This window comes from Agrobacterium sp. DKPNP3, from assembly GCF_052686535.1.
The window spans coordinates 1-20999 of sequence record NZ_JBQYSN010000089.1 but is presented as its reverse complement, the minus strand read 5'-3'; the positions used below and the strand labels follow the sequence as shown (position 1 = coordinate 20999).

The window sequence follows — 20999 nt, the reverse complement described above, 5'->3', positions numbered from 1 at the left end:
GCCGTTATGGATCTTGTCGAGGACAACATCGACATTGCGGTCAGAGTCGGCGCGAACCCTGCCCAGACTGCAATCGAACGACGGTTGCTCGACATCGAATGGGCCTTCTATGCGAGCACATCGTGGCTGGAGCGAAAGGGGCGGCCGGAAAATATCAGCGAGGTGGAGGATTTCATCTCCCCGCAACCAGTCTTGCGCGGATATCTGGAAAAGCATGTGCTTGGTGGTGTTTCCCTGCCTGCCGGTGCGATCGAGGTCGATAGCCATGCCTTGGCCCGCGATCTGATGTTGAATGGCTTTGGTGTCGCTCTATTGCCGCAGGGCTTGTGCCAGGATGCCGTTATGAGCGGCAACGCCGAACCGCTCCTCCCGCACGCCGGACTCCGTCCGACGCGGCTCAATCTAACGTTCCCAAATCGAGCGGACATGGTGCCAAGGGTGCGCGCCTTCGCTGATCACATATGCGCTCACTTTCGCTGAACAGAAGTCGTCATCGCGACCGACATTTATTGCAATTCAGGAGCACATTATTGGGGCAACGCACCGCCTTTGCCGACGATGCCCGACTGACGTCGGTGCCGGTCGACATCGTCATGACCATCAGCAACTGGCGGCCTTTGTACGCTATACTGCTCGACGGCGGGGCAATTGGTGTCTTCCAGGGACCCGTTTGCTCCGATGACCTCGCCGCCGAGCGCCTCAGGCGCATTCTGCCGGACTTCGAGTTGACCGGCTTTGACCTTCATATTCTTTATTCGGCGACCCGACCGATCCCATCTCGAATCCGGACGCTTGCGACCCTGTTCGAGCGTGAGCTGCCAAGCCTGATCGAGTCTAGCCGTCTTGCACCGCATACACATTCGGAAAGGAATTAAGAATGGTATTCCCAGAAGCAGCACTGACTTTGATCGGCGACACGTCAAAGCCGCATCGCCTGACACTGCGCCCACGCCGTCCGTCCGACGCTGACGCCTTGTTTTTGACGATGGCCGATCCAGAGATGATGCGGTGGTGGTCTCGCGCACCCTTTGAGCGTGTCAAGGATCTGAGGGAGTATTTCGCCAACGACGATCAATCGAACTGGCGCTCATGGGCGATTGTACGGGCAGATGAAGAGCTTGCCGTTGGCTTTGTGGCGGCAGGAAAGAAACGCGAAGGCGTGTCCGAGATTGGCTATCTGCTTGCGCGCGAAGCACAGGGGCATGGGTATGCGCACGAAGCTGTTGCCATGCTGATCGACCAATTATTCGCCGAGGGACAACGGCGCATTTTCGCCGATACCGATCCGGACAACCAGCCGTCGATCGCGCTGTTGACGAGGCTCGGCTTCACGCTGGAGGGGCGCCTGCGGGCCGAATGGCAGACGCATATCGGCGTTCGGGATTCGCTGATTTACGGGCTTCTGGCGGAGGAATGGTCGTCCCGGACTGCGGGATAGTCCGCGCCCTAACTTTGGCCGGAACGGACTGCAGAGGTCTCTGCGCTTTCGCATCCCCGTGAGAGCCGCCAGGTCATTAATGCGTCGGCGCTGCGGCCGGATCGCACGCCGAGCTGATCCCTCTCGACTGGCTCGCTCGTTTCCCGATTGACGGTAATCAATTTGACGCATTGGCCCGTTCGCCTGTCGATGAAGTCGAGGGGCGGTCCTTCGAGGTTGGACAGGTTCCACCGGACGTCGATCTGCACCATTGCCTGCGTGAGGAGGCCGAGGTCGCGACCTCTTCCGGTCGGCTGATATTCGAACCGATCGGGCCGTGTCTTATACTGCCGTCGCTCGACGAGCCCGTTTTCCTCCAGCAGTTTCAGCCGGTCCGACAGGGTGGCGTTGGTGACACCACTCGATTGGCGTAGGTCGTCATAACGGCGAATGCCTAAGCAGAGCGCTGAAGGACTTCGTGTATGAATCAAATCAGGGATCGTCGTGCTGCTTTCTGGGCGATCTGGAGGACTTGGGCAGGAAGTTGGTCTCACGTTCCTAAATACCCAACGAGCGTGAACGCCTTCTGTCACGCATGTGGAGAATGCTGTGCTCGTTCCTCATAGGCGACGTGGTAATTTCCCCCCGTTCGCTCGATGCGCGCGAAACCGAGCTCACCAAGATGCATCCCGGCGATCAGAAGCCGTTCCGAACTGACCATATCCAGCAATCTCGATCGCGTCTCTGCGGCGAGATGTGTATCCTGATCGAACGCGATCGACACATCCGGCCGTGAGATCTGGATCTGGGGGAAATGGACTATGTCGCCCCAGACCAACAGGTTCTGGCCACCGGACCCAAGGCGGTAGCCGGTATGTCCTGCCGTATGACCAGGGAGCGGAACTGCCGTCATGCCGGGAAGCACGTCGCCGGTCTCGAACATGCGCAACCTGCCACGATAAGCGGCAAACGCCCGACGGGCGAAGATGAAGTTGCCATGGGCACGCTCGGGCGCGCGGCTCAGATTGCCGTCATGCTGCCAGAACGCAACTTCCTGCCGATGGGCGATGAGCTCGGCGTTTGGGAATGCGGCTTCGCCTGTGGGGTTGAGCAGTCCACCCACATGGTCTGGATGGGCGTGCGTCAACAGGATGGCGTCGATAGCAGCAGGCTGGATGCCCGCCTGGGCGAGGTTGTCCTTCAGCCGACCGCCCCATTGTTTGAAACCGCCCGCGCCGGCATCGATCAGGACCGTGCGATCCCCTCCGCGCACCAGATAGCAGTTGATGTGGATAGCGGTGTGATCCCGTATCCCCGCATTCTCCTGCATTTGAGAGGCATCGTCGGCATCGATATTCGAGAGTAGGCCGAAACTGGCGTGGAGATAGCCGTCACTGATGGCTGTGAGGGTCAGGTCGCCAACCGTCTGGGTGGGAAAATCGGTCATCGTCATGTTCTTCTCTGGCGTGAGTTCAGTTGCGTGCGTGGATGCTCGACGCTTCGTAGCCGAAGCAGCGAATGCGCGCGGTCAGATCGGTGCTGCTCTGAATGACGTCGTCCAATTCCATCATGAACCGGTCCATCACGGCCGCTGTCCGGAAAGGTTCGAGGCGATACTGGATCTCGGCAAAGGCCGGATGCCCCCGGCCATGCCGAACGGTGACAAAAATGACATGCACATTCTCCAAGGCCGCCCGAAGGATGTCGGTGCAGAGCGCTGTGCATCGCTCCGTGAGCGCCACGAGCGTCTCCTCCGTCGGTATCCTGTCTTGCGAGATGTAGAGGGTGACATTGGGCATCGACGTTCACCGCGCGCTGGCGGAGGCGACGTCATCGCCGTTCGTCAATTGCGGCGTCATCGGCGCATAGACGTGAACATCGTCCGGCAGATGTCCGATATCTCCGATCACGTCGCGACATGCTGTCGCGAGCCAGCGATGTTCCGGGAACTTCTCCATGGCGACCGCGCGCATCGCAAATGGCGTCAGGCCCAATTCGCGCAGCGGCTGAGGCCCTGTTGTGCTCAGCACCAGATATTCGGTTTCGCCGACGGCCGGGGCGCGCTCGACGCCCTCGTACAGGTTTCGGTGCCAATCCGTGATGTGTTGCTGCCAGCGGGCGAAGTTGCCGCCGCCCTTCTGGCTATATTCTTCGCCGGTCAGAATATCGAGGCCGTCGATCGAATGGAGAGCGAGGTAGACGGGACAGCCGCCTCTCAACGCCTTGAAACGCTGTGAGGTGTGAAAGCCGCTCACGGAAATCAGGGCCGGCAGCTTGTCCAGGCTGTAAAACGCGTTCCACTCCGCCTCGCTGTGCGGGTCAGCAAAGCTGCATTCAACTGTATAGATCATCTTATCGCTTCCTGCCGGCCGCACAGCGCTTCCGGCTTCGTTTGTCATTGATATTTTGTCATGATAGGAGGCGAATGATCCGATGGATATCGATATTGGGTCATCCTTCAATGATCTAATATCAAGCTGGGATCGATCAGACCTGCGGAGACCACGGATGCGCCGTAAAATTCCCAGCAATTCCGCTCTCATGGCGTTCGAGGCGTCGGCGCGTCATGGCAGCTTCGCACGCGCAGCGGACGAGTTAGCACTGACCGAAGGAGCAATCAGCCGCCAGATCGGTCGGCTGGAGGCTTTCCTCGGCTTGACGCTGTTCGAGCGCGTCGGCAATCGCGTCAGGCTTCTGCCAAGCGGGGAGCGGTATGCCGCCCAGATTCGCGAGTCTCTTGATCGGCTGGAGCGTGACAGCCAGTATCTGATGGGGCAGCCCAGCGATGGCGCCAGCATCGATATCGCGACGATCCCGACTTTCGCCACGCGATGGCTCATTCCCCGCCTTGGACGATTTCAGGAGCGCCACCCTAACATCATCGTGCATCTTGCCGAACGAATGGAACCATTCGTGCTCGCCGGAAGCGGTTTCGACGCCGCCATCCATTACGAGCATCCCGCATGGACCGGAATGAGGACGCACCGGTTGTTGCACGAGACGCTGATGCCTGTCTGTCATCCGGCGCTTCTCGACAAAGGCGCAGACGTGGTGTCGCTCGACCATCTGCCACGTCTGCATCGTCGCCAGAACTCGGATGCGTGGCAACGTTATGCGCAGGAGACAGGGATCACGCTCACCAATCCTGCGATCGGTCCATACTACGACCTCCATATTATGCTGATCGAGGCCGCACTGGCGGGACTTGGCGTTGCGCTGGTGCCGCGGCTATATGTCGAGACGGAGTTGGCGGAAGGGCGTCTAATCGCTCCTTGGCCCGAAAGCCAAGCCATTTCCAAGACGTTCAGCCTGATCCTCCCGGAGCCCATCCGGTTGAGTGACGCTCCAATACAGGCTTTTGCAGACTGGCTGCTTTCCGAAACTCATCGATTTGATTCCTTCGCGCGCCATGACACAAGGCGTTCAATCACTTAGCGGAGCGAAAGCATGGTCGCTGGTCCGATTTGCATCAAGAGCTTAAAAGCGCTTCGAGCGGAATATCGACACTCTGGTCTGGATATCGTCATGCAAATGCATTACATTCTCATCGAATGTGGGAGATAGTCATGGCCGCAAACGCACTTGTACAAGCACGTATCGACTCCGAAGTCCGGGACCGTGCTTCCGCCGTGCTTGAAAGCATGGGCCTTACGGTATCTGATGCGGTTCGTATCATGCTCACCCGGACTGCTAACGAGGGCGTGCTGCCTCTTGAACTGCTTTCTGGCAGTGAAGCACATGACGCCTGGTTTCGGACCAAGGTGCTCGAAGCGTTGAACGATACTCGACCGGATTTATCGGACGAAGAGGTCGAGGCGCACTTTGCCAAACGTCGAGCGGCGGCTCGCCTTAAAGCTGGTGTGCCAGAAACGTGAAATTGACTTGGTCTGCGTTTGCGTTGTCGGATCGCGACGCTATTTTCACATACATTGAGGCAGATAATCCTGCGGCAGCGATACTGATCGATGAACGGATAGTAGCCGCCGTCCGTCGCTTGCTCGATTTTCCTGCCAGTGGGCGCGTGGGTAGAATTGCCGGGACACGCGAACTTGTCATCAATGGTACGCCTTACGTCGCCGCCTATTCGATCACTGAGGCAACAATTCGAATTCTTCGCGTACTCCATGGCGCGCAGGAATGGCCAGAACAGCTGCCGCTAAGCTGATGATTGCGTTCGCCCAGGGGCGACGGTTCGAGCATAATCAATGGCAAACGTTTCTACGGTGCTCGCTCAGCTGGTCCGGAAATGGCATGTGCCGCAGGTAGAGTGGTAGTATTAATGCGGCACCTTTCCGGTTGGCTTTCGAGGATTGACGCTCGAATGGCTCCGCTACTCGGCGCGCCCTAGCAAAGTCAAACAGAAATCGGTGAACACACGGACCTTCGCAGCACGATGTCGTCGCGAAGCGAAGATGGCATAAAGCGGAAAGGTCTCGTCGGGCCAGTCAGGAAAGATCTCGACGAGCTTGCCACTTGCCATGATGGGCTGTGACCCGTATTCCATGATCTGGGCGATGCCTGCCCCCTCGCAACAGGCTCCGATCATTGTATCGACGTCCGAGACCATTAACCTTGCTGGAGGGCGGATCGGAAACACCTCAGTTCCACTGCGAAACTCCCACTCAAAGGCGTGCCCGGTGGTCGGATCCCGATAATCGATGCAGGTGTGATTGATGAGGTCGCGTGGGTGCTCGGGCTTACCATGTCTTTTAAGGTAGGCCGGTGACGCTACGGTCAAAATCCGTGTCTCCAACATCTTGCGGTTGGTAAAACCTGACATAGGAGGCTCCCCAAACCGCAAGGCCATATCAAAAGCGTCCGCAACCAGATCGCCGATATGATCGCGCATGATCAGCTCAAGCCGGAGGTCTGGATGCTGTTCCAGAAAGCCGGCTAGTTCGCGCGCAAGAACCAGACGGGAGAAAAAGGGATCGACGTTGACACGCAACCGGCCGCGAACTTTCTCCGTCGCGCCGGCGGCATCCAAAGCGGCTTCCTCGATGCCGTCGAGATGAGGCCCCACGCGCTCCCAGAACCGGCGCCCCTCATCTGTCAGCCTCAAAGTCCGCGTCGTCCTATCGAGCAGGCGCACTCCGATCCGGGCTTCCAACCGTTGTATCGATCTGCCGACACCAGATTGGGTCATTCCCAATGCTTCGGCGGCGCGGGTCATCGTCCCGGCTTCTACCACCGCCATGAGGACGGTCACACCGGATAACAGCCGTCCGTCATATGCCATTTTTCCATGACTCCATGTCCGAAATCATATGACAGATATGCGCTGTAGTTCGGAGGTCAAGGACCCTATTTTGCGAGGGAAAGCAGAAGGAACACAGCATGACACAGCAATCGACAGTACTGGTGCTTGGCGCATCGCGCGGTTTGGGATTCGCACTCACCAAAGAATGGCTTGAGCGTGGTTGGCGCGTGATCGCCACCGTGCGAACGCCCTCCAACGAACTCACAGATCTTGGTGCTCGATTTCCAGGAAGCTTGGAGATCGAAACGGTCGACGTCGCAAATGCGGACAGTGTTAAAGCTTTGAGGGATCGTCTCAGTGGGCGTCACCTCGACGTCCTCTACATCAATGCCGGTATCGCTCGCTCCATCGAGAAAAGCCCCGCAGTCGCTGATGAGTGCGACTTCCTCGACATGATGCTTGTGAACGCGTTCTCACCCGTTCGGGCAGCCGAGCTTCTGGGGGACTTGGTCCCGGCCGGAGGGACGATCGCCATCATGACGTCGGAGCTCGGCAGCATCCAAAACGCCAACGGATCCTGGCAACTCTATTCTTCGAGCAAGGCAGCCCTCAACATGTTGATGAAGGGCTATGCCGCGCAGCATGCGGAGGAGCGCCACACGTTGCTTCTGGTTGCGCCGGGTTGGGTCCGCACAGAGATGGGCGGCTCTAATGCCTTGTTATCGATCGAAGAGAGCATCCCGCTCGTCGTTGATATGGTTGAAGCAAATCGCGGTAAGCCCGGGCTGCGCTACGTCGATCGTTTCAATGCAACGCTGCCCTGGTGATGTGGTACTGACCTGAGCGAAGATGGACACGAAAGGGAAGGGGATTTCCTTCATGCCAAGGCCTTGCCAATCGACGCGCCGCCATCGACGTGCAGGGTCTGCCCGGTGATGAAGGCAGCCTCGTCCGACAGCAAGAATGCAATCGCCGCAGCGATTTCCTCGGGCTTTCCGAACCGCCCCATCGGTACGCCGGAAAGATAACGAGCCTCGCCATCACTTCCGGCCGGGTTGTTCGCCCTGAACAAGTCCGTTTCCGTCGGGCCTGGCGACACGGCGTTCACCGTGATCCCTGTTGTGGCAAGTTCAAGCGCCCAGCTCCTTGTGAAACTGACCAGCGCAGCTTTGGCGGCAGCATAGCTGGTGCGTTGCACGCTGCCCAGGACGGTGAGGCTCGAGATGTTGACGATCCGGCCCCAGCCGCGCGAGCGCATTCCGGGGAGTGCCGCCTGCGTCGTAACCAGCGCCGGATACAGATTGACGCGCATGACTTCCTCCAGCGTCTCGACGGCTATGTCGCCCAGCGGCTCCGCCCGGACAAGCCCGACATTGTTGACGATGCCGTCGATTTCGCTCTCGCGAACGATCACCGCAAGTCCGGCGCTGGAGGTTGGATCGGCAAGATCAAGCGTATGAAGTTGCCCTGGAAAGCCATCGGTCGCGTTGCGGGCGACGCCGATAACCTCATGACCCTGTTGGGCAAGACGGTTTGCCAGAGCAAGGCCAATGCCTTTGCTGGCACCCGTAATTAGAAATCTTCTCTTCATAAAAACATCCTCGACCCTGCCTCCAATGAGGCAGGGTCCTCTTGTGTGGCTCGGATCAGGCGGCAGTGCGGCTTGCTGCGTGACGCAGAGCCGGCAGCATGTCTTCCGGCTCCGGACGGCGGGTATAATCCGGGTTGACTTCGGCGTAGAGGATGACGCCATCCTGGCCGACGACGTAGCGGGCGGGCATCGGCAAGGTCCAGCTCGGATCACCGTTGAAGGCCGGAAGATCGTTCTTCAGCGACTTGTACAGGTCGACCAGATAATCCTGCATCTCGAAGCGCAGGCCGAAAGAGGCTGCGACATCGTTATGCGGGTCCGACAGGATCGGGAAGGTCAGGTTGTTCTGGCGGACGGACTTGCGGCTATTGACCGGGTTTTGCGGCGAGATCGCAATGAGCTTTGCGCCAAGTGCCTCGAACTGCGGCAGTGTTTCCTGCAGGGCCTGGAGCTCCATGTTGCAATAGGGGCACCAGACACCGCGGTAAAAGCTGATCACCAGCGGACCATGTGCCAGAAGGTCGGCGGACGAGACCGGATTGCCGTCCGGATCAGAAAGCGTGAACTCCGGCAGCTTGTCGCCGGCCTTCAGCGCCTTTTGGGCAGCACCCGAGGTGATCAGCTCGGCGGTGGCCCGGTGCATCGTCTCGATCACCGATTTGGGTACGTTGTACGGCGGCTTGCCGGCTTCAAAATCAGCTTTGAAGGCATCGAGCTTGGATTGCAGTGTCATGGTTATTCTCCTTTGATTTGAACTGAGGACGGGCTTTGGGCATGGTGGACTTCAAGATCCGCCCTGAAGCCCTGAGATGAATGGGGGATTGATCAGCCGTTGGCGGCCATGGAGCGGGCAACTTCGGCGGCGCTTATACCCTCGAGGGCAAGGCCGTAGCCTGTGTCCTGATCGATGATCCGCCTCAGCTTCTGGGTCAGTGCGATGCGGGTGTAGCTTGCGGTCAGCGGCGGCAGAGCGGCAATGCCCTCGGCAATCTCATGGGCACGGGCAAGCAGCCTGTCGGCCGGGACGATCTCATTGACGACGCCCCAGTCCTTGGCCGTTGCCGCATCCAGCACCTGTCGGGTGAGGATGAAATAGCGGCCGCGGATGCTGCCGATCACTTCCGGCCAGAGCAGGTTGACGCCATCACCGGGCACAATCCCGAATTCAAAATGGGGCTTGTCCTGAAAGACCGTTTCCGGCGTCGCAAGAACGATGTCAGTCAAAAGTGCATATTCCGAGTGCAGCAAGACCGGGCCGTTCAGCGCCGTGATCATTGGCACCTCGATGTCGAGGATGTTCATGAGAACTTTGCGGCCCTCGCGAAAGATCTTGTCGTAGCCGCGCGGTGAGAAGAAATCGAAGCCATCGGGGCTGATCGCATCCATGAAGGCGTCGCCCGAACCGGTCAGGATGACGACGCGGTTGTCGGTATCGGCACCGATCTGGTGGAAGAGGTCGACGAACTGTTCATGGGTGTGGCCGTTGAAGACGAGCTTGCCGCCGTCTGTGTGCAGCGCGACCTCAAGCACGCCACTTGCCGAGCGGGTCAGGCGGGCATTTGGGAAACTGTTCTTGTAAGATTCGAATTTGGACACGGGTGTACTCCTGTATGTCTCGGTTGGTGGATGAAAGGATCAGGCGGCCGGCACGATCGCTTCGGCCCTAGCAATGGCCTGCTGGACGGCGGGGCGTGCAGCCACGGCTTCGTACCAGCGGGAAAGGTTGGGACGACTGTCGAGAGTCAGGCCGGGGAACTGTATCCGCCACATCCACCCAAAATGGGCGATGTCGGCGATCGTGAACTCCTCTCCAGCCATAAAGGGCTGTGAGGCGAGCCTGGCATCGAGCAGGCCTAGGATTCGTTCTGCTTCGGTGACGAAGCGAGCTTCCGCAATCGGCTGCGGCTCGGGCGACGAGCGCTTGAAAAAGCCGGCGTTGCCGAAGGCGGGGCTCAAGCCTGAGGCGTGGAAGAAGAGCTGCTCGAAGACGCGCGCACGGCCGATGGCCTCCTGAGGCGAGAGCTTGCCGGTCTTCTCGGCGAGGTAAACGAGGATCGCGGCGCTCTCGGTCAGGACAAAGCCGTCGTCGACCAGAACCGGCACCTTGCCGTTCGGATTCAGAGCGAGAAAGGCTTCGTTCTTCTGCTCGCCCTTGCGAACGTTCACCGGCTTCAGAGCGTATGGGAAGCCCAGCTCTTCAAGCGCGATCAGAACCTTGACGCTGTTCGGGGTGGCAAAGGCGTGTACTTCGATCATCATTCATCTCCATCGGATCGTGTTCCGTTGGAGAGAGTTATGACCATTCCTATGTTCTTGCGGCAGGCGGCTTGGAGCGATAACGCTTATTCCGAAGGAGAATAGGCAATGGACAGATTGCAGGCGATGACCGCGTTCGTGCGGGTGGTGGAGACAGGGTCGTTCTCGCAGGCTGCGCGGCAGATCGGCGTTGGGCAGCCGGCGATCTCCAAGACCATCGCGCAACTGGAGGATCGTCTGCAGGTCCGGCTTCTGATCCGTTCCACCCACGGGCTGACGCCCACTGATGCAGGCCTGCGCTTCTTTGAGCGGGCGAGAAATGCAATCCAGGAAGCCGACGAAGCGGAGCTGGATGCAAAGGGCGCTGGCGCCGGCTTGTCAGGCCGCCTCCGGATCTGCGCCGCTACCACCTTTGCACGGATCATGGTCCTGCCGCATCTGCCGCAGTTCATGGCCACCCATCCGGATCTCGACGTTGATGTCATTCTCGACGATCGCGTTATCGACCTGGTCTCGGAAGGGATAGACGTGGCGCTGCGGATGGGCGAGCTGGCAGATTCGTCGGCGGTGGCACGTAAGCTGGCGACCGCACGCCGATCCGTAATGGCGACACCCGCGTATCTCGAGCGTCAAGGTATCCCGGTCGTTCCGGCTGATCTCTCGGCCCATCAGGCCATCGTCTACACCCAACTCAGCAACAGCTGGACTTTCAGCCGTGAGGGAACCCAGGCTTCGGTCACCGTTTCCGGCAGGGCACGGTTCAGCGCGGCGGAAGGCATTCGCACCGCCGTCTTGTCGCATATGGGTCTAGCGGTTGCTTCTGATTGGATGTTTGCGCCGGAGCTAGCGGACGGTGCGGTGCGCCGCGTCCTGGAGGACTGGGAACTTCCGCCGATCGATCTTTGGGCTGTCTTCCCGACCGGCAGGCTGGCAAGCGCGAAGGCGAGGGCGTTCGCCGATTTCGCGGGATCAATCGTTGCGGCACAAAGCATCTAATCGTGAAAACTCACATCTCATCTTTGATCATATCACAGGTCAAAGGTTCGTATTGGCTCAAGGCGAAGGTTTGAGCCCTGTACCGTGGGGGTCTAACAGATTGATTGAAGCCATCACTGCAGATGCCTCAAATCCGCATGGTTGAGGGACCATCGCAATAGAGCCCTCGAATCCAGCGTTAGCTGGACGAAGGGTGACGTAGCTGTAGGAATGCGATCACAGTTCCAAGCGTAAGATGGCGGCGCCTCCTAGTTGCTATTCGGTTCAATAGAGACCGTTGCGGTCCTACCAGCAATTAGCTGAACGGCGTCTGGGACATTGTCGATTTCAATACGCACTGGAATTCTCTGGGCGAGACGGACCCAGGAAAATGTCGGAGCCACGCTTGCAAGCGAGCCCGTAGCTTCGCTTCGCTCCCGGTCTTCGATGCCGGCTGCGATACCCGCGACACGGCCGCCGACTGATTGCGGCTCTCCCATAATATCGACCTTCACTCGGTCGCCGATATGGATCTTTGGTATTTTCGTTTCCTCAAAATACCCCGCCACGTAGACAGCCTGGTTTTCGATCAGCACTCCGACCGCATTTCCGGCGGAGACATAATTGCCGGCACGGAGAGCGAAGTTCGTGATTTTCCCCGAGGCCGGGGCTCTCACAAGTGTCCGGTCACGATTTAGCTTCGCCAGATCAAGAGCGACGAGCGCCGATTGATGGGCGGCATCTGCCTGGTTCATCTGGCCTTCTGCATGTTGCCGCTCTTTCAAGCTCGCTGCTTCTTTCGACACGAGCAGCTGATATCGCTCAAAGTCAATTCTGGCGAGATCCGCCGCAGCTTTCGTACTTTCTACTTGAGCCTCTGCCTCTCGCACCGCAAGTTCGAAGCGGTCCGTTTCGATCCGAAATAAGGGCATTCCTTTCTCGACCTGAGAATTGTCGGTGACCAGAACCGCCGCAACCGGTCCAGAAACATCCGGTGCCAGTCGGACAATATCCGCCCGGACACGAGCATCCCGCGTCCACGGTGCTTCCATATAGAATGACCACAGGTGCCAGCTGAGAACTGCCGCGCAGCTCGCCATGGACAAGGTCAAAAGGGCTCTGCCCGAGGTGATCGTGAGGTTCTTCATGTCTGCAACCAGTTGAGAATGGCGGATAGCCCGCTAACGAGGGTGACGTAGAGTGCGAGATTGAACAGGGATGGGTGCCACACGGCCCGATAAAGACCGATCCGCGTGAAAAGCGACGTCATCATGCGGAAGAGACCGTAGGCACCAAGAGCAAGCGCCGAAAGCCCCGGCAGGAAGACACCATAGAGGTCGAGTTGTCCGGTCACGCGGCGTTCCTTTTTGAGGGAGGCATCATTAAGGCCGGCGGATCCGCCTCCGGGGCGAGGCATACACGAAGAGCGGCCGCGTACACGAAGAGTGCCGTGTCGGCGTCGGTTGCGGTCGCATCCGCAGACGAAAGAATAAGGTCGTCCAGCAACTTCACTGTATGTCTCAGCGCTTCACCACGTTCGGCGGGCGCAAGCCGGTAAAGAATCTCAAGGCCCGAGAAGATCGACTCCGCCTTGAGGCGGGGTAGCGTTGACGCTTCTTCAGACAGCTCTTGCATCGCGTTGATATTCAGTCCTGTCCGCAAATCTCTTATGAGGTCGGCGTCGGCGGTGTCTGAGGTGGGAGGCAGTCTTGCCGCTCTGGCGGCGAACAGGCCCGCCACATCGATGACGCGGTGGTGTGTGACATACGGATCGGTGTGCCGGCCGGACGCGATGCTGACGATATGCCTCTGGACTACTGAAAACAGCCTCCGAGCATTTGTCTCAGCCTCGACTGATCGGAAGATGCTGCAGACCACGATCGTCCAGACCATCGCGAGAACAGTTGCGACACTCGAATTTGCAAAGGTCGCGAACTCACTATTCTGGTGCGTCTGGAGGGTGAGCAGAAGGGGAAAGTTTATGCATAGCCCCATCCCGACGACCGCGAGCGAAGGCACAGCAAGGCAAATTCCCGCCGGGATGAGGAACAGCCCGAGGGCAGCTACGAGGGTCAAGAAGCCGTCGATCGTTGGCAGAACTGCGAAACCGTAGACGAAGGCTGCGATGATCGAACCGATCGTTACGCTGACGAATTTACGCATGGCTGGAACTGGATCGTCCACGGTCGCAAGGAGGCAGCACAGCACGCCCGAAATCTGTGCGAAGGTCATTCCGTCGGTCCAGCCGCTTGCAATCCACAATGCCATGGATGTCGATAGGCAGATCGCGACCGTCAGCGCGGATAGCAATGCCATGCCGATATCACGATGTGGTGGGGGAACAGGGTCGGGAGATGTAACGCGGAGCGCGGCCCTTGCTGCATTGTCTTTCAGCAATGCGCCCCGCAGGGACTGACACGCGCGGGAGACCTCAAGAACATCCCGCAGGTTGCGCGCAACATTGGCAAAGAGCAGAGCGTCCCATGATCGAGGCGCTTCGAAAGAGGGCGGCAGATTAGTTTTGGCCGTCAAGATTCCAAATGCGCTTGTAGGCGGCAATCCAAGTGTATCGATCACGAACATGGCCTGCTTTGCCTGCGAGGTGTCTAGCTTGGCCAGTGCACGTCGCAGATCCTCGATCTCGCTGAGCAATGGAAGGAAGGACACCATGCGTTGCTGTAGCGATCTTACCAGCGTAACGGCATGGCGATACCGAGATCCGTCATACTGAAGGTGGGTTGCGAATGACCGCAGGTCTGTCGCGTCCGCTACCAAAGCGTATCGTTCCGCTCTGCATCGAGCTTCGTCCTGCTCGGCAGTTGCGGTCGCGGCAAGGAGCGCTTGCGCCCTTGTCATCCAGCCATCGACCCGCGCAATAAGGATTGTTCCAACGTGAACCGGAAGAACAACGTGGCTGACGATCGCGGCGCACAGGATGGCAAGCCCGATCTCCTCGATGCGGGCGACGACCGTATCAAACGTATTTTCCGGCGCCGTGACCAATGGCAAGCCGGCAAGAAGCACGGTGTAACCGGCCAAGAGTGGCACATAGCTGCGTGGCGTGCGATCGAGAAGGCTGATGAATGTGCATCCTGACACCCAGGCGATGATCGCTGCTGACAACAGGATCGGCTCGTTCACGAGGTTCGGGACTAGAATAAGTGTCGCAACGCCACCGATTAGCGTCCCCAGGAGTCGATAAACTGATTTCGAAGAGATTGCGCCGGACAGCGGGTGAGCGACGATGTAGACAGTTGCCACCGCCCAGAACGGTCGCGGAAGGTCGAACCGGATGGCGATGTAATAGGCGAGCATGGCCGCCATGAATGTCTTCAACGAAAAGAGCACGTTCCCGGTGGTGACAACCGGTCGAGCGCTCATGAGTCCTCTCCGGACTGGTGGTTCCTTCGCGAGGCGCCCTGCTCATCTGTGGGGTCGATAAGACCGTAGAGTTCGGGAGACACGTAGCAGAAGAACGTCGCCGCGATGCAGGCATGCATATAGGCTTCGACTGGGTCTGCGTATGAAACAGACGTTCCAGCCGGCGACCGGTGGGCAAAGGACGCTTGAAGCTTTGCAAGAATGATTTTCCTCATCTTTCGTGCAGCGGCGATGAACCGGAACCGGTTGCGCCGATAGTCTGGAGGCAGGATGCCATCGCCACGATTGCGCTTCTGAGGCAGGCGAAAATCGGTCTGGAAGATATCAGACCACCAATGGGAGGACGGGTCGTATAGTGCCATCGACATTCTCCGGATTCTTTCGGAGGACACTATCGACAAAGCGCCTAGCGGAATTTAGAGATATCATCTGATGATGACGAAATTCCACCAATCGCAGTTATCCCTGTCTGATGCTCTTGTTGAGGAGGATCCGGAACAATCGAGCCTGCGAGCGCATGCGGTGAGGATCGACGTCTCGCAAAATGAACGCGAGGCGCCTGAGCACCGGCATAGAAAAGGGCAACTGGTCATGGCGTCGCGGGGCGGCGTGACATGTCGTGTTCCGACCGGCATATGGATGGTCCCGCCCCAGTGCGGTGTGTGGGTTCCTGGTGGCATGCCGCACAGCAACGTGGCGACCGCGAACGCGCGATTGTTTTTTCTTTTTGTCGAGCCAGATGCTGCCGATCTGCCGGATCGATGCTGCACTCTTTCGCTGTCACCGCTCGTGAGGGAGCTCATCATCGAAATGGCTACTCAATCCGAGGTCGCGTCTGCTTATGGGGAGACGATGACAACGCTGCTTCTGTCGGGGTTGTCGCGGATGCCAGTAGAGGACCTCCATCTGCCTCTAACTGCCGAGGCAAGATTGAATCGTATCGCGTCTGCCCTGGTGAAGGACCCCTCCGACCGAAGCACCATGGCACAATGGGCCCAGCGAGTGGCAATGAGTGAGAACACCCTTGCCCGTCTCGTTCAACAGGAAACCGGCCTGACCTTCGGCCGTTGGCGACAGCAGTTGCAATTGATTATTGCTATCCGAAGCCTTGCGGCCGGGGCGACGGTGCAGCAGGTTTCGGGTGACCTCGGGTATGAATCCGTTTCCGCGTTCATTACGATGTTCAAGAAAGCACTCGGTACATCGCCTGCGCAATATCTGCGGAAATTCGAGCGTTGGACGTGAGTGAGCGCATTGACAGAAGCAACCGATTGGAGACGAAGCACGTTCGCTCACATCATGATTGGCAGCAATGACCTGAAGCGTGCCAGAAACTTCTACGACGCCGCATTCGCTGCCTTGGGCGGCAAGCCCGGCGAGATGGGGTCAGAACAAGAGCAGTCCGAAATCGTACGCTAAGGACGAACGGAATGAGAACTTACGCAGCGTCCTTTAGCCTAGCCGGAAGTCTGAGCGACCGGAAGCCTTCGGGCATCTGATGTTCCGCGTCCCAGGTGTAGATGCCGGTAAGGTTGATATGCTCCCAACTCAGAGGCGAGACGTGCTTGAGCAAATGATCAGGAATCTCGCGACGCGCCTTGCGTAAGTGGGTGATGGCCCGTTCGATATAGACCGTATTCCAGTGGACGATTGCGCTGACGACAAGGTTGAGACCAGAGGCGCGGAACGCCTGGCTTTCGTACGACCGGTCGCGGATCTCGCCCCGCTCATGGAAGAAAACAGCGCGTTTCAGCTTATGGGCTGCCTCGCCCTTGTTGAGGCCTGCTTGGCATCTTCGCCGTAGAGCCGGGCTTGAGTACCATTCGATCATGAAAAGCGAACGCTCAATCCGACCGAGTTCGCGGAGCGCCCTCGCCAGATGGCTTTGCTTTGGAGATGCGGACAGCTTCTTCAATATCGTAGACGGCACCACGGACCGCGTCGTGATTGACGCCGCGAGCTGGAGCAGATCGTCCCAATGGTCGAGAAGCAGGGTGGTGTTGATCGGCGCCCCGATGTGGTTCGACAGGACCGGATATGCATCGCCCTTCTCAAACGTGTGGAACTTCCGGTCTTTGAGATTGCGCAGTCGCGGTGCGAACCGCTTTCCGATCAAGGCGAATAGCCCGAAGATATGATCACTCGCGCCGCCCGTATCGTTAAAGCGAGCATCCACCACTGGCGAGAAGCGAGAGAAGGTATCAACAACCGTCAGAACCCTGATCTTGCGACCAGTGGCCAGTTGGTCATGAACGAAATCCATCGCCCAAACATGGATGGAATGGGTCGGCTCCGTGCGGTCAGCCCGCAGCTTCGCCTTGACCCGGCGCTTGGGAACCTTGTTGCGAAGCTGGAGATCCATCTCCTTGTAAAGACGATAGATTCGCTTCGGGTTCACAGACCAGCCTTCACGCTTGATAAGGATATGCACACGCCTGTAGCCGTAGCGTACCCGCGTCTGGCAGATGTCCTTGATCTTCAGCTTTAACTCGGCCTGCTCGCCACGCCTGGACTTGTAGACATAGAGCGAACGGTCGACTTTCAACACCGAGCATGCACGCCGGATCGAAACCTTCCAGTCCGCCTTGATCGTGTCGACAAGCTTGCGCTTGCGGGCAGGCCTCAAAGCTTTTTTGAAAGCACATCCTGCAGCATGGCCTTGTCCAGCGACAGGTCGGCAACAATCCGCTTCAGCTTGGCATTCTCCTCCTCAAGCTGTCGTAGCCGCTTCATTTCCGAGGGCATCAAGCCCGCGTATTTTTTGCGCCAATTGTAAAACGTCGCGTCCGAAATTCCCGCCTTGCGGCAGACCTCGCCGATTGGTGTTCCATCCTCTGCCTGCTTCAAAACAAACGCGATCTGCGCTTCCGAAAACTTCGAGGCCTTCATCGAATTCTCCTCTTCTTCCCACAAGGAATCATAAGTGGAAAATTCCAGTTCTAAATGGCCTAATTTAACGGGGGCACGTCACAGATACCGCGCGCAGTCGTCAAAGCTATGACCATGATAGTCGCCGGAGTAGTAACTGTGGCGGCCGACGACGATGTTCGGGTTCGTGATCTGGCGATCAAGAGTCACGCCCTTGAAGGGGCTTTCAAAGAAATTGCCGATGAGATGTATCTCGAATCTATGCCGCACCGGCGGCGTTGTCCTCTTCGCGTGAAGGCAAACCAACAGGCGCCGGCAAGCCCGATGAGCTAGCCAACGCGAGGGCTTCTCGCGACCAAGCGCGGAAGCGGATTCAGATGGTACAGTCTGCTGACTTCATATTGCTAACATGCAACGGATGTCCGCTTCGATCCAAGTTGCTACCTAAGGAGCTTCGCTTTTAGCCGCATCGGTTAGACCACGCAGTTGGGTTTGAGCGCTGATATTGTCCTGAGGGCTTCTCGAATGCTGAGTTCCTTCTGTGCATCGTCGACAGCGAGCCCGTCTGCGGCGATCACATCGAGCCTCGATACGCCAATGAACGCAAATATCGAGCGAAGATAAGCCTCGGCGTGTTCATATGAAACCAAGGCATTTCCCTGTCGATAATGCCCACCGCGGGCCATAGCGAGAATGACGCGCTTGTCATGTGCCAAGCCTTCGGGACCATGCGACGTGTAGCGAAATGTGCGACCTGGGACAACGATCCGGTCGATCCACGCCTTTAGCTGGCTTGAAACGGATAGGTTATAGAGTGGAACGCCAATCACGATAACATCGGCATCGATGAACTCCTCCAGGGCCCGTTCTCCAAGCGTGACATCATCAATGACATCGGGAACACGAGCGAGATGGTTACCGATGAGATGCGGCAGGGGGCTGGTGACGAGATCGCGGTAGATGATTTCCATCGACGGTTCGAGCCCTTTGAGTCGCTCAACAGCGGCCTTGCTCAGCATGCGGCTAACGGATTGCTCACCGCGAATGCTGGAGTCGATGTGAAGCAGGTTCATCAGTTATCCTTTCTGGAAAAGTATTGTGTCTTCTGACGTCAAGAGCCGCTGGCGGCTTCAGCCAGAATGTCTGCAACTGCATCACGACCAGCCCGATAAAGATGAGGCCGAGACCGGCAAGGCGGGACCATAAGACGGGTTGCTGCGGCAGGCCGACGAGGCCCCATCGGTCGATGATGATCGACGCCAGCATCTGCCCGGCGATGACCGCCATGATGAAGCCGGCCGCGCCGAGTTTTGGCGCAAGCATGAGCGCGCCGGTGATGTAGACGACGCCGACAATGCCGCCGATCCATATCCAGCGCGGCGCGTGGGCGAGGTTCGAGAGGGTAGGCAACTGCACCTTCGTCAAGAGCATGACGGGCAGGATGCAGGCTAGGCTGACGCAAAGGGATACGAGCGTGCCCCAAAGCGGATGACCAAGAGACCGTCCGAGAGCCGCGTTTGCTCCTGCCTGAAAGGGCACGACTGCACCGGTCACGACGGCAGCGAAGATAAGGAATATGGTATTAGTTTGCATGGCGAATAATTTCCGGTGCCCACCACGTGCACTATTTGGTGTGCTGATGGAAATTCCGATGTAGTATCTTCGCTATGCACGATGTGAATAATCTCCGAGGCGTCGACCTCAACCTTCTTGTGGTCCTTGATGCCCTTCTGGCCGAGCGGCACGTGTCGCGGACAGCCACGCGGCTCAATATGAGCCAGCCGGCAGTCAGCCATGCGCTCGGGCGTCTTCGTCTTCTGTTCAACGATCCCCTGCTCGTACGCCGCGGTAGCCAGCTTATCCCAAGTGCCAAGGCAATGGAGATCGCGCCGGTTCTCGGTCAAGCCCTTCGACAGATGAGGGAGGTCCTCGGCCCGAACGGCTTCGACCCTGCGCGTGAGAAACGGGCTTTCCGCCTTGCAATGTCGGACTATGGCTCTGCCGTTGTGCTCCCCGGTCTTTTGCGAAGGCTGCGTCGCGAGGCGCCAGGGATCGAGCTTGTGGTGACCCAGTCGAGCCGGGAAGCCATGCTACGGCTGCTGCTGGACGGCGAGTGCGATTTCGCCCTGGGCGTCTTTCCTGATCTTCCCGAACGGCTGCAAGCCGGGCAGCTCGCCATCGAGCACTTCGCCTGTGTGGCGGACCGTAGTTCGATGGCGGGCAAGGACCGCCTCGATATGGACGGCTATCTTGCGAGGCCCCACGTTCTCGTTGCGATGAACGACGGTACGAACACCGAAATCGACACGGCTTTACGCGCTTTGGGCCTTACGCGACACGTCGTGGTCACGCTGCCCCATTGGGGCAACGCACCGCGGCTGATCCATGGAACGGATCTCGTTCTGACTGTCGCGCGCAATGCGCTCGCACTCCATGAAACCGATGCCTCTCTGGTTTTCTTCGAGCCCCCGTTTCCGATAGCGCCATTTCCGTTTGTGCAGGTCTGGCATGAGCGTCGCGCGAGCGATCCTGCTCACCTGTGGCTTCGCAGCACCATTTCGGGTGTTGGGGTGTCCCTGAAGTAATGACCTAAGGCGGTCCCCTTAATCGCGCCAATAACGAGCGTCGTTTTAACGTGACATTCCCGTGGCCAATCCCGACAGATTAGTTCTGCAACACTAGACTGGCAGAGCAGAGGTCGTAGAGAAGGGAGCGACGCGCGTTAGAACCGCTCCTTGGCATCCTTAACCCGTAAGGCTGCTTCGCGCCTGCCTTCCTACATACTCCAACGCTCGCCAGCAAAGCCCTGACACGGGCAAGGAGGTGACCAATCGTCCGCAAGGTGGTAGCAGTAGGGATGTCAAAAGTTGTACTATCAAGAGCCGCGAAGGCAGACGCGAACGCGCTCATCGACGCAAATCGAAAAAGCGCTGAGTATCACTCACCTTGGGTTAAACCCTTCATCGACCACGAAGGATTTGACGCGTGGTACGGAAGAACCCTTACCGGTCCCAATTTAGGATACATCATCAGGGAGGCGAATACTGGCGCAATCGTCGGAGTCGTCAACCTCAGTGAAATCGTCTGGGGCGTGTTCAGAAGCGCGTACTTGAGTTAGTACGGCATGGTCGATTGGTCTCGCCAAGGCCTGATGACTGACGGAGTCGGGAGTGCTTGTCGTCATGCATTCGACGATCTTGGTCTTCATAGGCTTGAGGCCAACATTCAGCCTGAGAGCGCAGCTTCTTTAGCTCTCGTAAAGCGGATTGGCTTCAAGAACGAAGGCTTCTCGACCCAATATCTTAAAATAT

Annotated in this window: 28 protein-coding genes and 3 pseudogenes; 13 read left to right on the top strand and 18 right to left on the bottom strand. The window is 58.3% G+C overall.

Annotated features, from left to right (window positions below; translation table 11 throughout):
* The 3 genes from ACUTJJ_RS20165 to ACUTJJ_RS20155 form a co-directional block, all read left to right on the top strand.
* On the top strand, window positions 1–480 hold a 480-nt coding region (locus ACUTJJ_RS20165), incomplete at its 5' end, for a LysR substrate-binding domain-containing protein (RefSeq protein ID WP_445543234.1).
* Between the two features lie 50 nt (window positions 481–530).
* A complete protein-coding gene (locus ACUTJJ_RS20160; RefSeq protein WP_445543233.1) occupies window positions 531–875 on the top strand; it encodes a LysR substrate-binding domain-containing protein in 345 nt (114 codons plus the stop codon).
* A gap of 2 nt (window positions 876–877) precedes the next feature.
* Window positions 878–1438 (top strand): GNAT family N-acetyltransferase, encoded by a 561-nt coding sequence (locus ACUTJJ_RS20155; protein ID WP_145303557.1) that lies wholly within the window; start codon window positions 878–880, stop codon window positions 1436–1438.
* Window positions 1439–1446: 8 nt separating this feature from the next.
* Here ACUTJJ_RS20155 and ACUTJJ_RS20150 read toward each other — a convergent pair whose 3' ends face one another.
* Window positions 1447–1908 carry a winged helix-turn-helix transcriptional regulator gene (locus ACUTJJ_RS20150; RefSeq protein WP_445543232.1) on the bottom strand — a complete coding sequence of 154 codons (462 nt, stop codon included), beginning with the start codon at window positions 1906–1908 and terminating at the stop codon, window positions 1447–1449.
* Between ACUTJJ_RS20150 and ACUTJJ_RS20145 the strand changes: the two genes are divergently transcribed.
* Window positions 1896–1979 carry a hypothetical protein gene (locus ACUTJJ_RS20145; protein ID WP_445543236.1) on the top strand — a complete coding sequence of 28 codons (84 nt, stop codon included), beginning with the start codon at window positions 1896–1898 and terminating at the stop codon, window positions 1977–1979. The genes ACUTJJ_RS20150 and ACUTJJ_RS20145 overlap by 13 nt on opposite strands.
* A 27-nt stretch (window positions 1980–2006) precedes the next feature.
* Here ACUTJJ_RS20145 and ACUTJJ_RS20140 read toward each other — a convergent pair whose 3' ends face one another.
* From ACUTJJ_RS20140 to ACUTJJ_RS20130, 3 genes are read right to left on the bottom strand one after another with little or no spacing between them, the layout of a single operon-like run.
* Window positions 2007–2870 (bottom strand): MBL fold metallo-hydrolase, encoded by an 864-nt coding sequence (locus ACUTJJ_RS20140; RefSeq protein ID WP_445543231.1) that lies wholly within the window; start codon window positions 2868–2870, stop codon window positions 2007–2009.
* A gap of 19 nt (window positions 2871–2889) precedes the next feature.
* The gene (locus ACUTJJ_RS20135; protein WP_445543230.1) at window positions 2890–3216 is read right to left on the bottom strand and encodes a hypothetical protein; all 327 of its coding nucleotides are present in this window, start codon (window positions 3214–3216) and stop codon (window positions 2890–2892) included.
* A 6-nt stretch (window positions 3217–3222) separates the two neighbouring features.
* Window positions 3223–3768, bottom strand: coding sequence for a sugar ABC transporter (locus ACUTJJ_RS20130; protein WP_445543229.1), 546 nt, complete (start codon window positions 3766–3768; stop codon window positions 3223–3225).
* 157 nt (window positions 3769–3925) lie between these two features.
* Here ACUTJJ_RS20130 and ACUTJJ_RS20125 point away from each other — a divergent pair, with 157 nt between their 5' ends.
* From ACUTJJ_RS20125 to ACUTJJ_RS20115, 3 genes are all read left to right on the top strand, one after another.
* Window positions 3926–4852 carry a LysR substrate-binding domain-containing protein gene (locus tag ACUTJJ_RS20125; RefSeq protein WP_445543228.1) on the top strand — a complete coding sequence of 309 codons (927 nt, stop codon included), beginning with the start codon at window positions 3926–3928 and terminating at the stop codon, window positions 4850–4852.
* 131 nt (window positions 4853–4983) lie between these two features.
* Complete coding sequence (locus ACUTJJ_RS20120; RefSeq protein WP_445543227.1) at window positions 4984–5292, top strand: type II toxin-antitoxin system RelB/DinJ family antitoxin; 309 nt, start codon at window positions 4984–4986, stop codon at window positions 5290–5292.
* Entirely contained in the window at window positions 5289–5582 is a 294-nt protein-coding gene (locus ACUTJJ_RS20115) for a type II toxin-antitoxin system RelE/ParE family toxin (protein WP_445543226.1), read from the top strand. Before ACUTJJ_RS20120 ends, ACUTJJ_RS20115 begins: the two co-directional genes overlap by 4 nt.
* A 165-nt stretch (window positions 5583–5747) precedes the next feature.
* On the opposite strand, the gene ACUTJJ_RS20110 is transcribed toward ACUTJJ_RS20115, so the two are convergent.
* Complete coding sequence (locus ACUTJJ_RS20110) at window positions 5748–6656, bottom strand: LysR family transcriptional regulator (protein WP_445543225.1); 909 nt, start codon at window positions 6654–6656, stop codon at window positions 5748–5750.
* A gap of 98 nt (window positions 6657–6754) precedes the next feature.
* On the opposite strand from ACUTJJ_RS20110, the gene ACUTJJ_RS20105 reads away from it, so the two are divergent.
* Complete coding sequence (locus tag ACUTJJ_RS20105) at window positions 6755–7444, top strand: SDR family NAD(P)-dependent oxidoreductase (RefSeq protein WP_445543224.1); 690 nt, start codon at window positions 6755–6757, stop codon at window positions 7442–7444.
* 50 nt (window positions 7445–7494) lie between these two features.
* On the opposite strand, the gene ACUTJJ_RS20100 is transcribed toward ACUTJJ_RS20105, so the two are convergent.
* The 4 genes from ACUTJJ_RS20100 to ACUTJJ_RS20085 all read right to left on the bottom strand — a co-directional run bounded on the left by ACUTJJ_RS20100 (window position 7495) and on the right by ACUTJJ_RS20085 (window position 10467).
* Window positions 7495–8208 (bottom strand): SDR family oxidoreductase, encoded by a 714-nt coding sequence (locus ACUTJJ_RS20100; protein ID WP_445543223.1) that lies wholly within the window; start codon window positions 8206–8208, stop codon window positions 7495–7497.
* Window positions 8209–8263: 55 nt separating this feature from the next.
* Entirely contained in the window at window positions 8264–8941 is a 678-nt protein-coding gene (locus ACUTJJ_RS20095) for a peroxiredoxin-like family protein (RefSeq protein WP_445543222.1), read from the bottom strand.
* Window positions 8942–9033: 92 nt separating this feature from the next.
* A complete protein-coding gene (locus tag ACUTJJ_RS20090; protein ID WP_445543221.1) occupies window positions 9034–9804 on the bottom strand; it encodes an enoyl-CoA hydratase/isomerase family protein in 771 nt (256 codons plus the stop codon).
* Between the two features lie 39 nt (window positions 9805–9843).
* A complete protein-coding gene (locus ACUTJJ_RS20085) occupies window positions 9844–10467 on the bottom strand; it encodes a glutathione S-transferase family protein (protein WP_445543220.1) in 624 nt (207 codons plus the stop codon).
* Window positions 10468–10572: 105 nt separating this feature from the next.
* Here ACUTJJ_RS20085 and ACUTJJ_RS20080 point away from each other — a divergent pair, with 105 nt between their 5' ends.
* A complete protein-coding gene (locus ACUTJJ_RS20080; protein WP_445543219.1) occupies window positions 10573–11460 on the top strand; it encodes a LysR family transcriptional regulator in 888 nt (295 codons plus the stop codon).
* A 248-nt stretch (window positions 11461–11708) separates the two neighbouring features.
* Here the strand turns inward: ACUTJJ_RS20080 and ACUTJJ_RS20075 are convergent, their stop codons facing one another.
* Genes ACUTJJ_RS20075 through ACUTJJ_RS20060 form a run of 4 tightly spaced genes read right to left on the bottom strand, consistent with a single transcriptional unit; the run spans window position 11709 to window position 15182 of the window.
* A complete protein-coding gene (locus tag ACUTJJ_RS20075) occupies window positions 11709–12587 on the bottom strand; it encodes an efflux RND transporter periplasmic adaptor subunit (protein WP_445543218.1) in 879 nt (292 codons plus the stop codon).
* Window positions 12584–12793 (bottom strand): DUF1656 domain-containing protein, encoded by a 210-nt coding sequence (locus ACUTJJ_RS20070; RefSeq protein WP_302079767.1) that lies wholly within the window; start codon window positions 12791–12793, stop codon window positions 12584–12586. Before ACUTJJ_RS20070 ends, ACUTJJ_RS20075 begins: the two co-directional genes overlap by 4 nt.
* The gene (locus ACUTJJ_RS20065) at window positions 12790–14820 is read right to left on the bottom strand and encodes an FUSC family protein (RefSeq protein WP_445543217.1); all 2031 of its coding nucleotides are present in this window, start codon (window positions 14818–14820) and stop codon (window positions 12790–12792) included. The genes ACUTJJ_RS20070 and ACUTJJ_RS20065 overlap by 4 nt, the downstream gene beginning before the upstream one ends.
* The gene (locus tag ACUTJJ_RS20060) at window positions 14817–15182 is read right to left on the bottom strand and encodes a hypothetical protein (protein ID WP_445543216.1); all 366 of its coding nucleotides are present in this window, start codon (window positions 15180–15182) and stop codon (window positions 14817–14819) included. The genes ACUTJJ_RS20065 and ACUTJJ_RS20060 overlap by 4 nt, the downstream gene beginning before the upstream one ends.
* Window positions 15183–15252: 70 nt before the next feature.
* On the opposite strand from ACUTJJ_RS20060, the gene ACUTJJ_RS20055 reads away from it, so the two are divergent.
* Window positions 15253–16065, top strand: a complete 813-nt coding sequence (locus ACUTJJ_RS20055) for an AraC family transcriptional regulator (protein WP_445543215.1) — start codon at window positions 15253–15255, stop codon at window positions 16063–16065.
* Window positions 16066–16119: 54 nt separating this feature from the next.
* Window positions 16120–16203, top strand: a pseudogene (locus ACUTJJ_RS20050) (VOC family protein); the annotation flags it as partial.
* A gap of 55 nt (window positions 16204–16258) precedes the next feature.
* Here the strand turns inward: ACUTJJ_RS20050 and ACUTJJ_RS20045 are convergent.
* The 5 genes and pseudogenes from ACUTJJ_RS20045 to ACUTJJ_RS20025 all read right to left on the bottom strand — a co-directional run bounded on the left by ACUTJJ_RS20045 (window position 16259) and on the right by ACUTJJ_RS20025 (window position 19281).
* Window positions 16259–16996, bottom strand: coding sequence for a Tn3 family transposase (locus tag ACUTJJ_RS20045; RefSeq protein ID WP_445543235.1), 738 nt, complete (start codon window positions 16994–16996; stop codon window positions 16259–16261).
* Window positions 16970–17709, bottom strand: a pseudogene (locus ACUTJJ_RS20040) (IS3 family transposase); the annotation flags it as partial. The gene ACUTJJ_RS20045 and the pseudogene ACUTJJ_RS20040, both read right to left, overlap by 27 nt.
* 81 nt (window positions 17710–17790) lie before the next feature.
* Window positions 17791–17931: pseudogene (locus ACUTJJ_RS20035) on the bottom strand (type B chloramphenicol O-acetyltransferase); the annotation flags it as partial.
* A 230-nt stretch (window positions 17932–18161) separates the two neighbouring features.
* On the bottom strand, window positions 18162–18761 hold the full coding sequence (locus ACUTJJ_RS20030; protein WP_445543214.1) for an FMN-dependent NADH-azoreductase: 600 nt from the start codon (window positions 18759–18761) through the stop codon (window positions 18162–18164).
* The gene (locus tag ACUTJJ_RS20025; RefSeq protein ID WP_445543213.1) at window positions 18724–19281 is read right to left on the bottom strand and encodes a DMT family transporter; all 558 of its coding nucleotides are present in this window, start codon (window positions 19279–19281) and stop codon (window positions 18724–18726) included. The genes ACUTJJ_RS20030 and ACUTJJ_RS20025 overlap by 38 nt, the downstream gene beginning before the upstream one ends.
* Window positions 19282–19355: 74 nt before the next feature.
* On the opposite strand from ACUTJJ_RS20025, the gene ACUTJJ_RS20020 reads away from it, so the two are divergent.
* Complete coding sequence (locus tag ACUTJJ_RS20020) at window positions 19356–20273, top strand: LysR family transcriptional regulator (protein ID WP_445543212.1); 918 nt, start codon at window positions 19356–19358, stop codon at window positions 20271–20273.
* Window positions 20274–20812: 539 nt separating this feature from the next.
* Window positions 20813–20999, top strand: a 187-nt coding sequence (locus tag ACUTJJ_RS20015) for a GNAT family N-acetyltransferase (RefSeq protein ID WP_445543211.1), incomplete at its 3' end; no start/stop codon positions are given.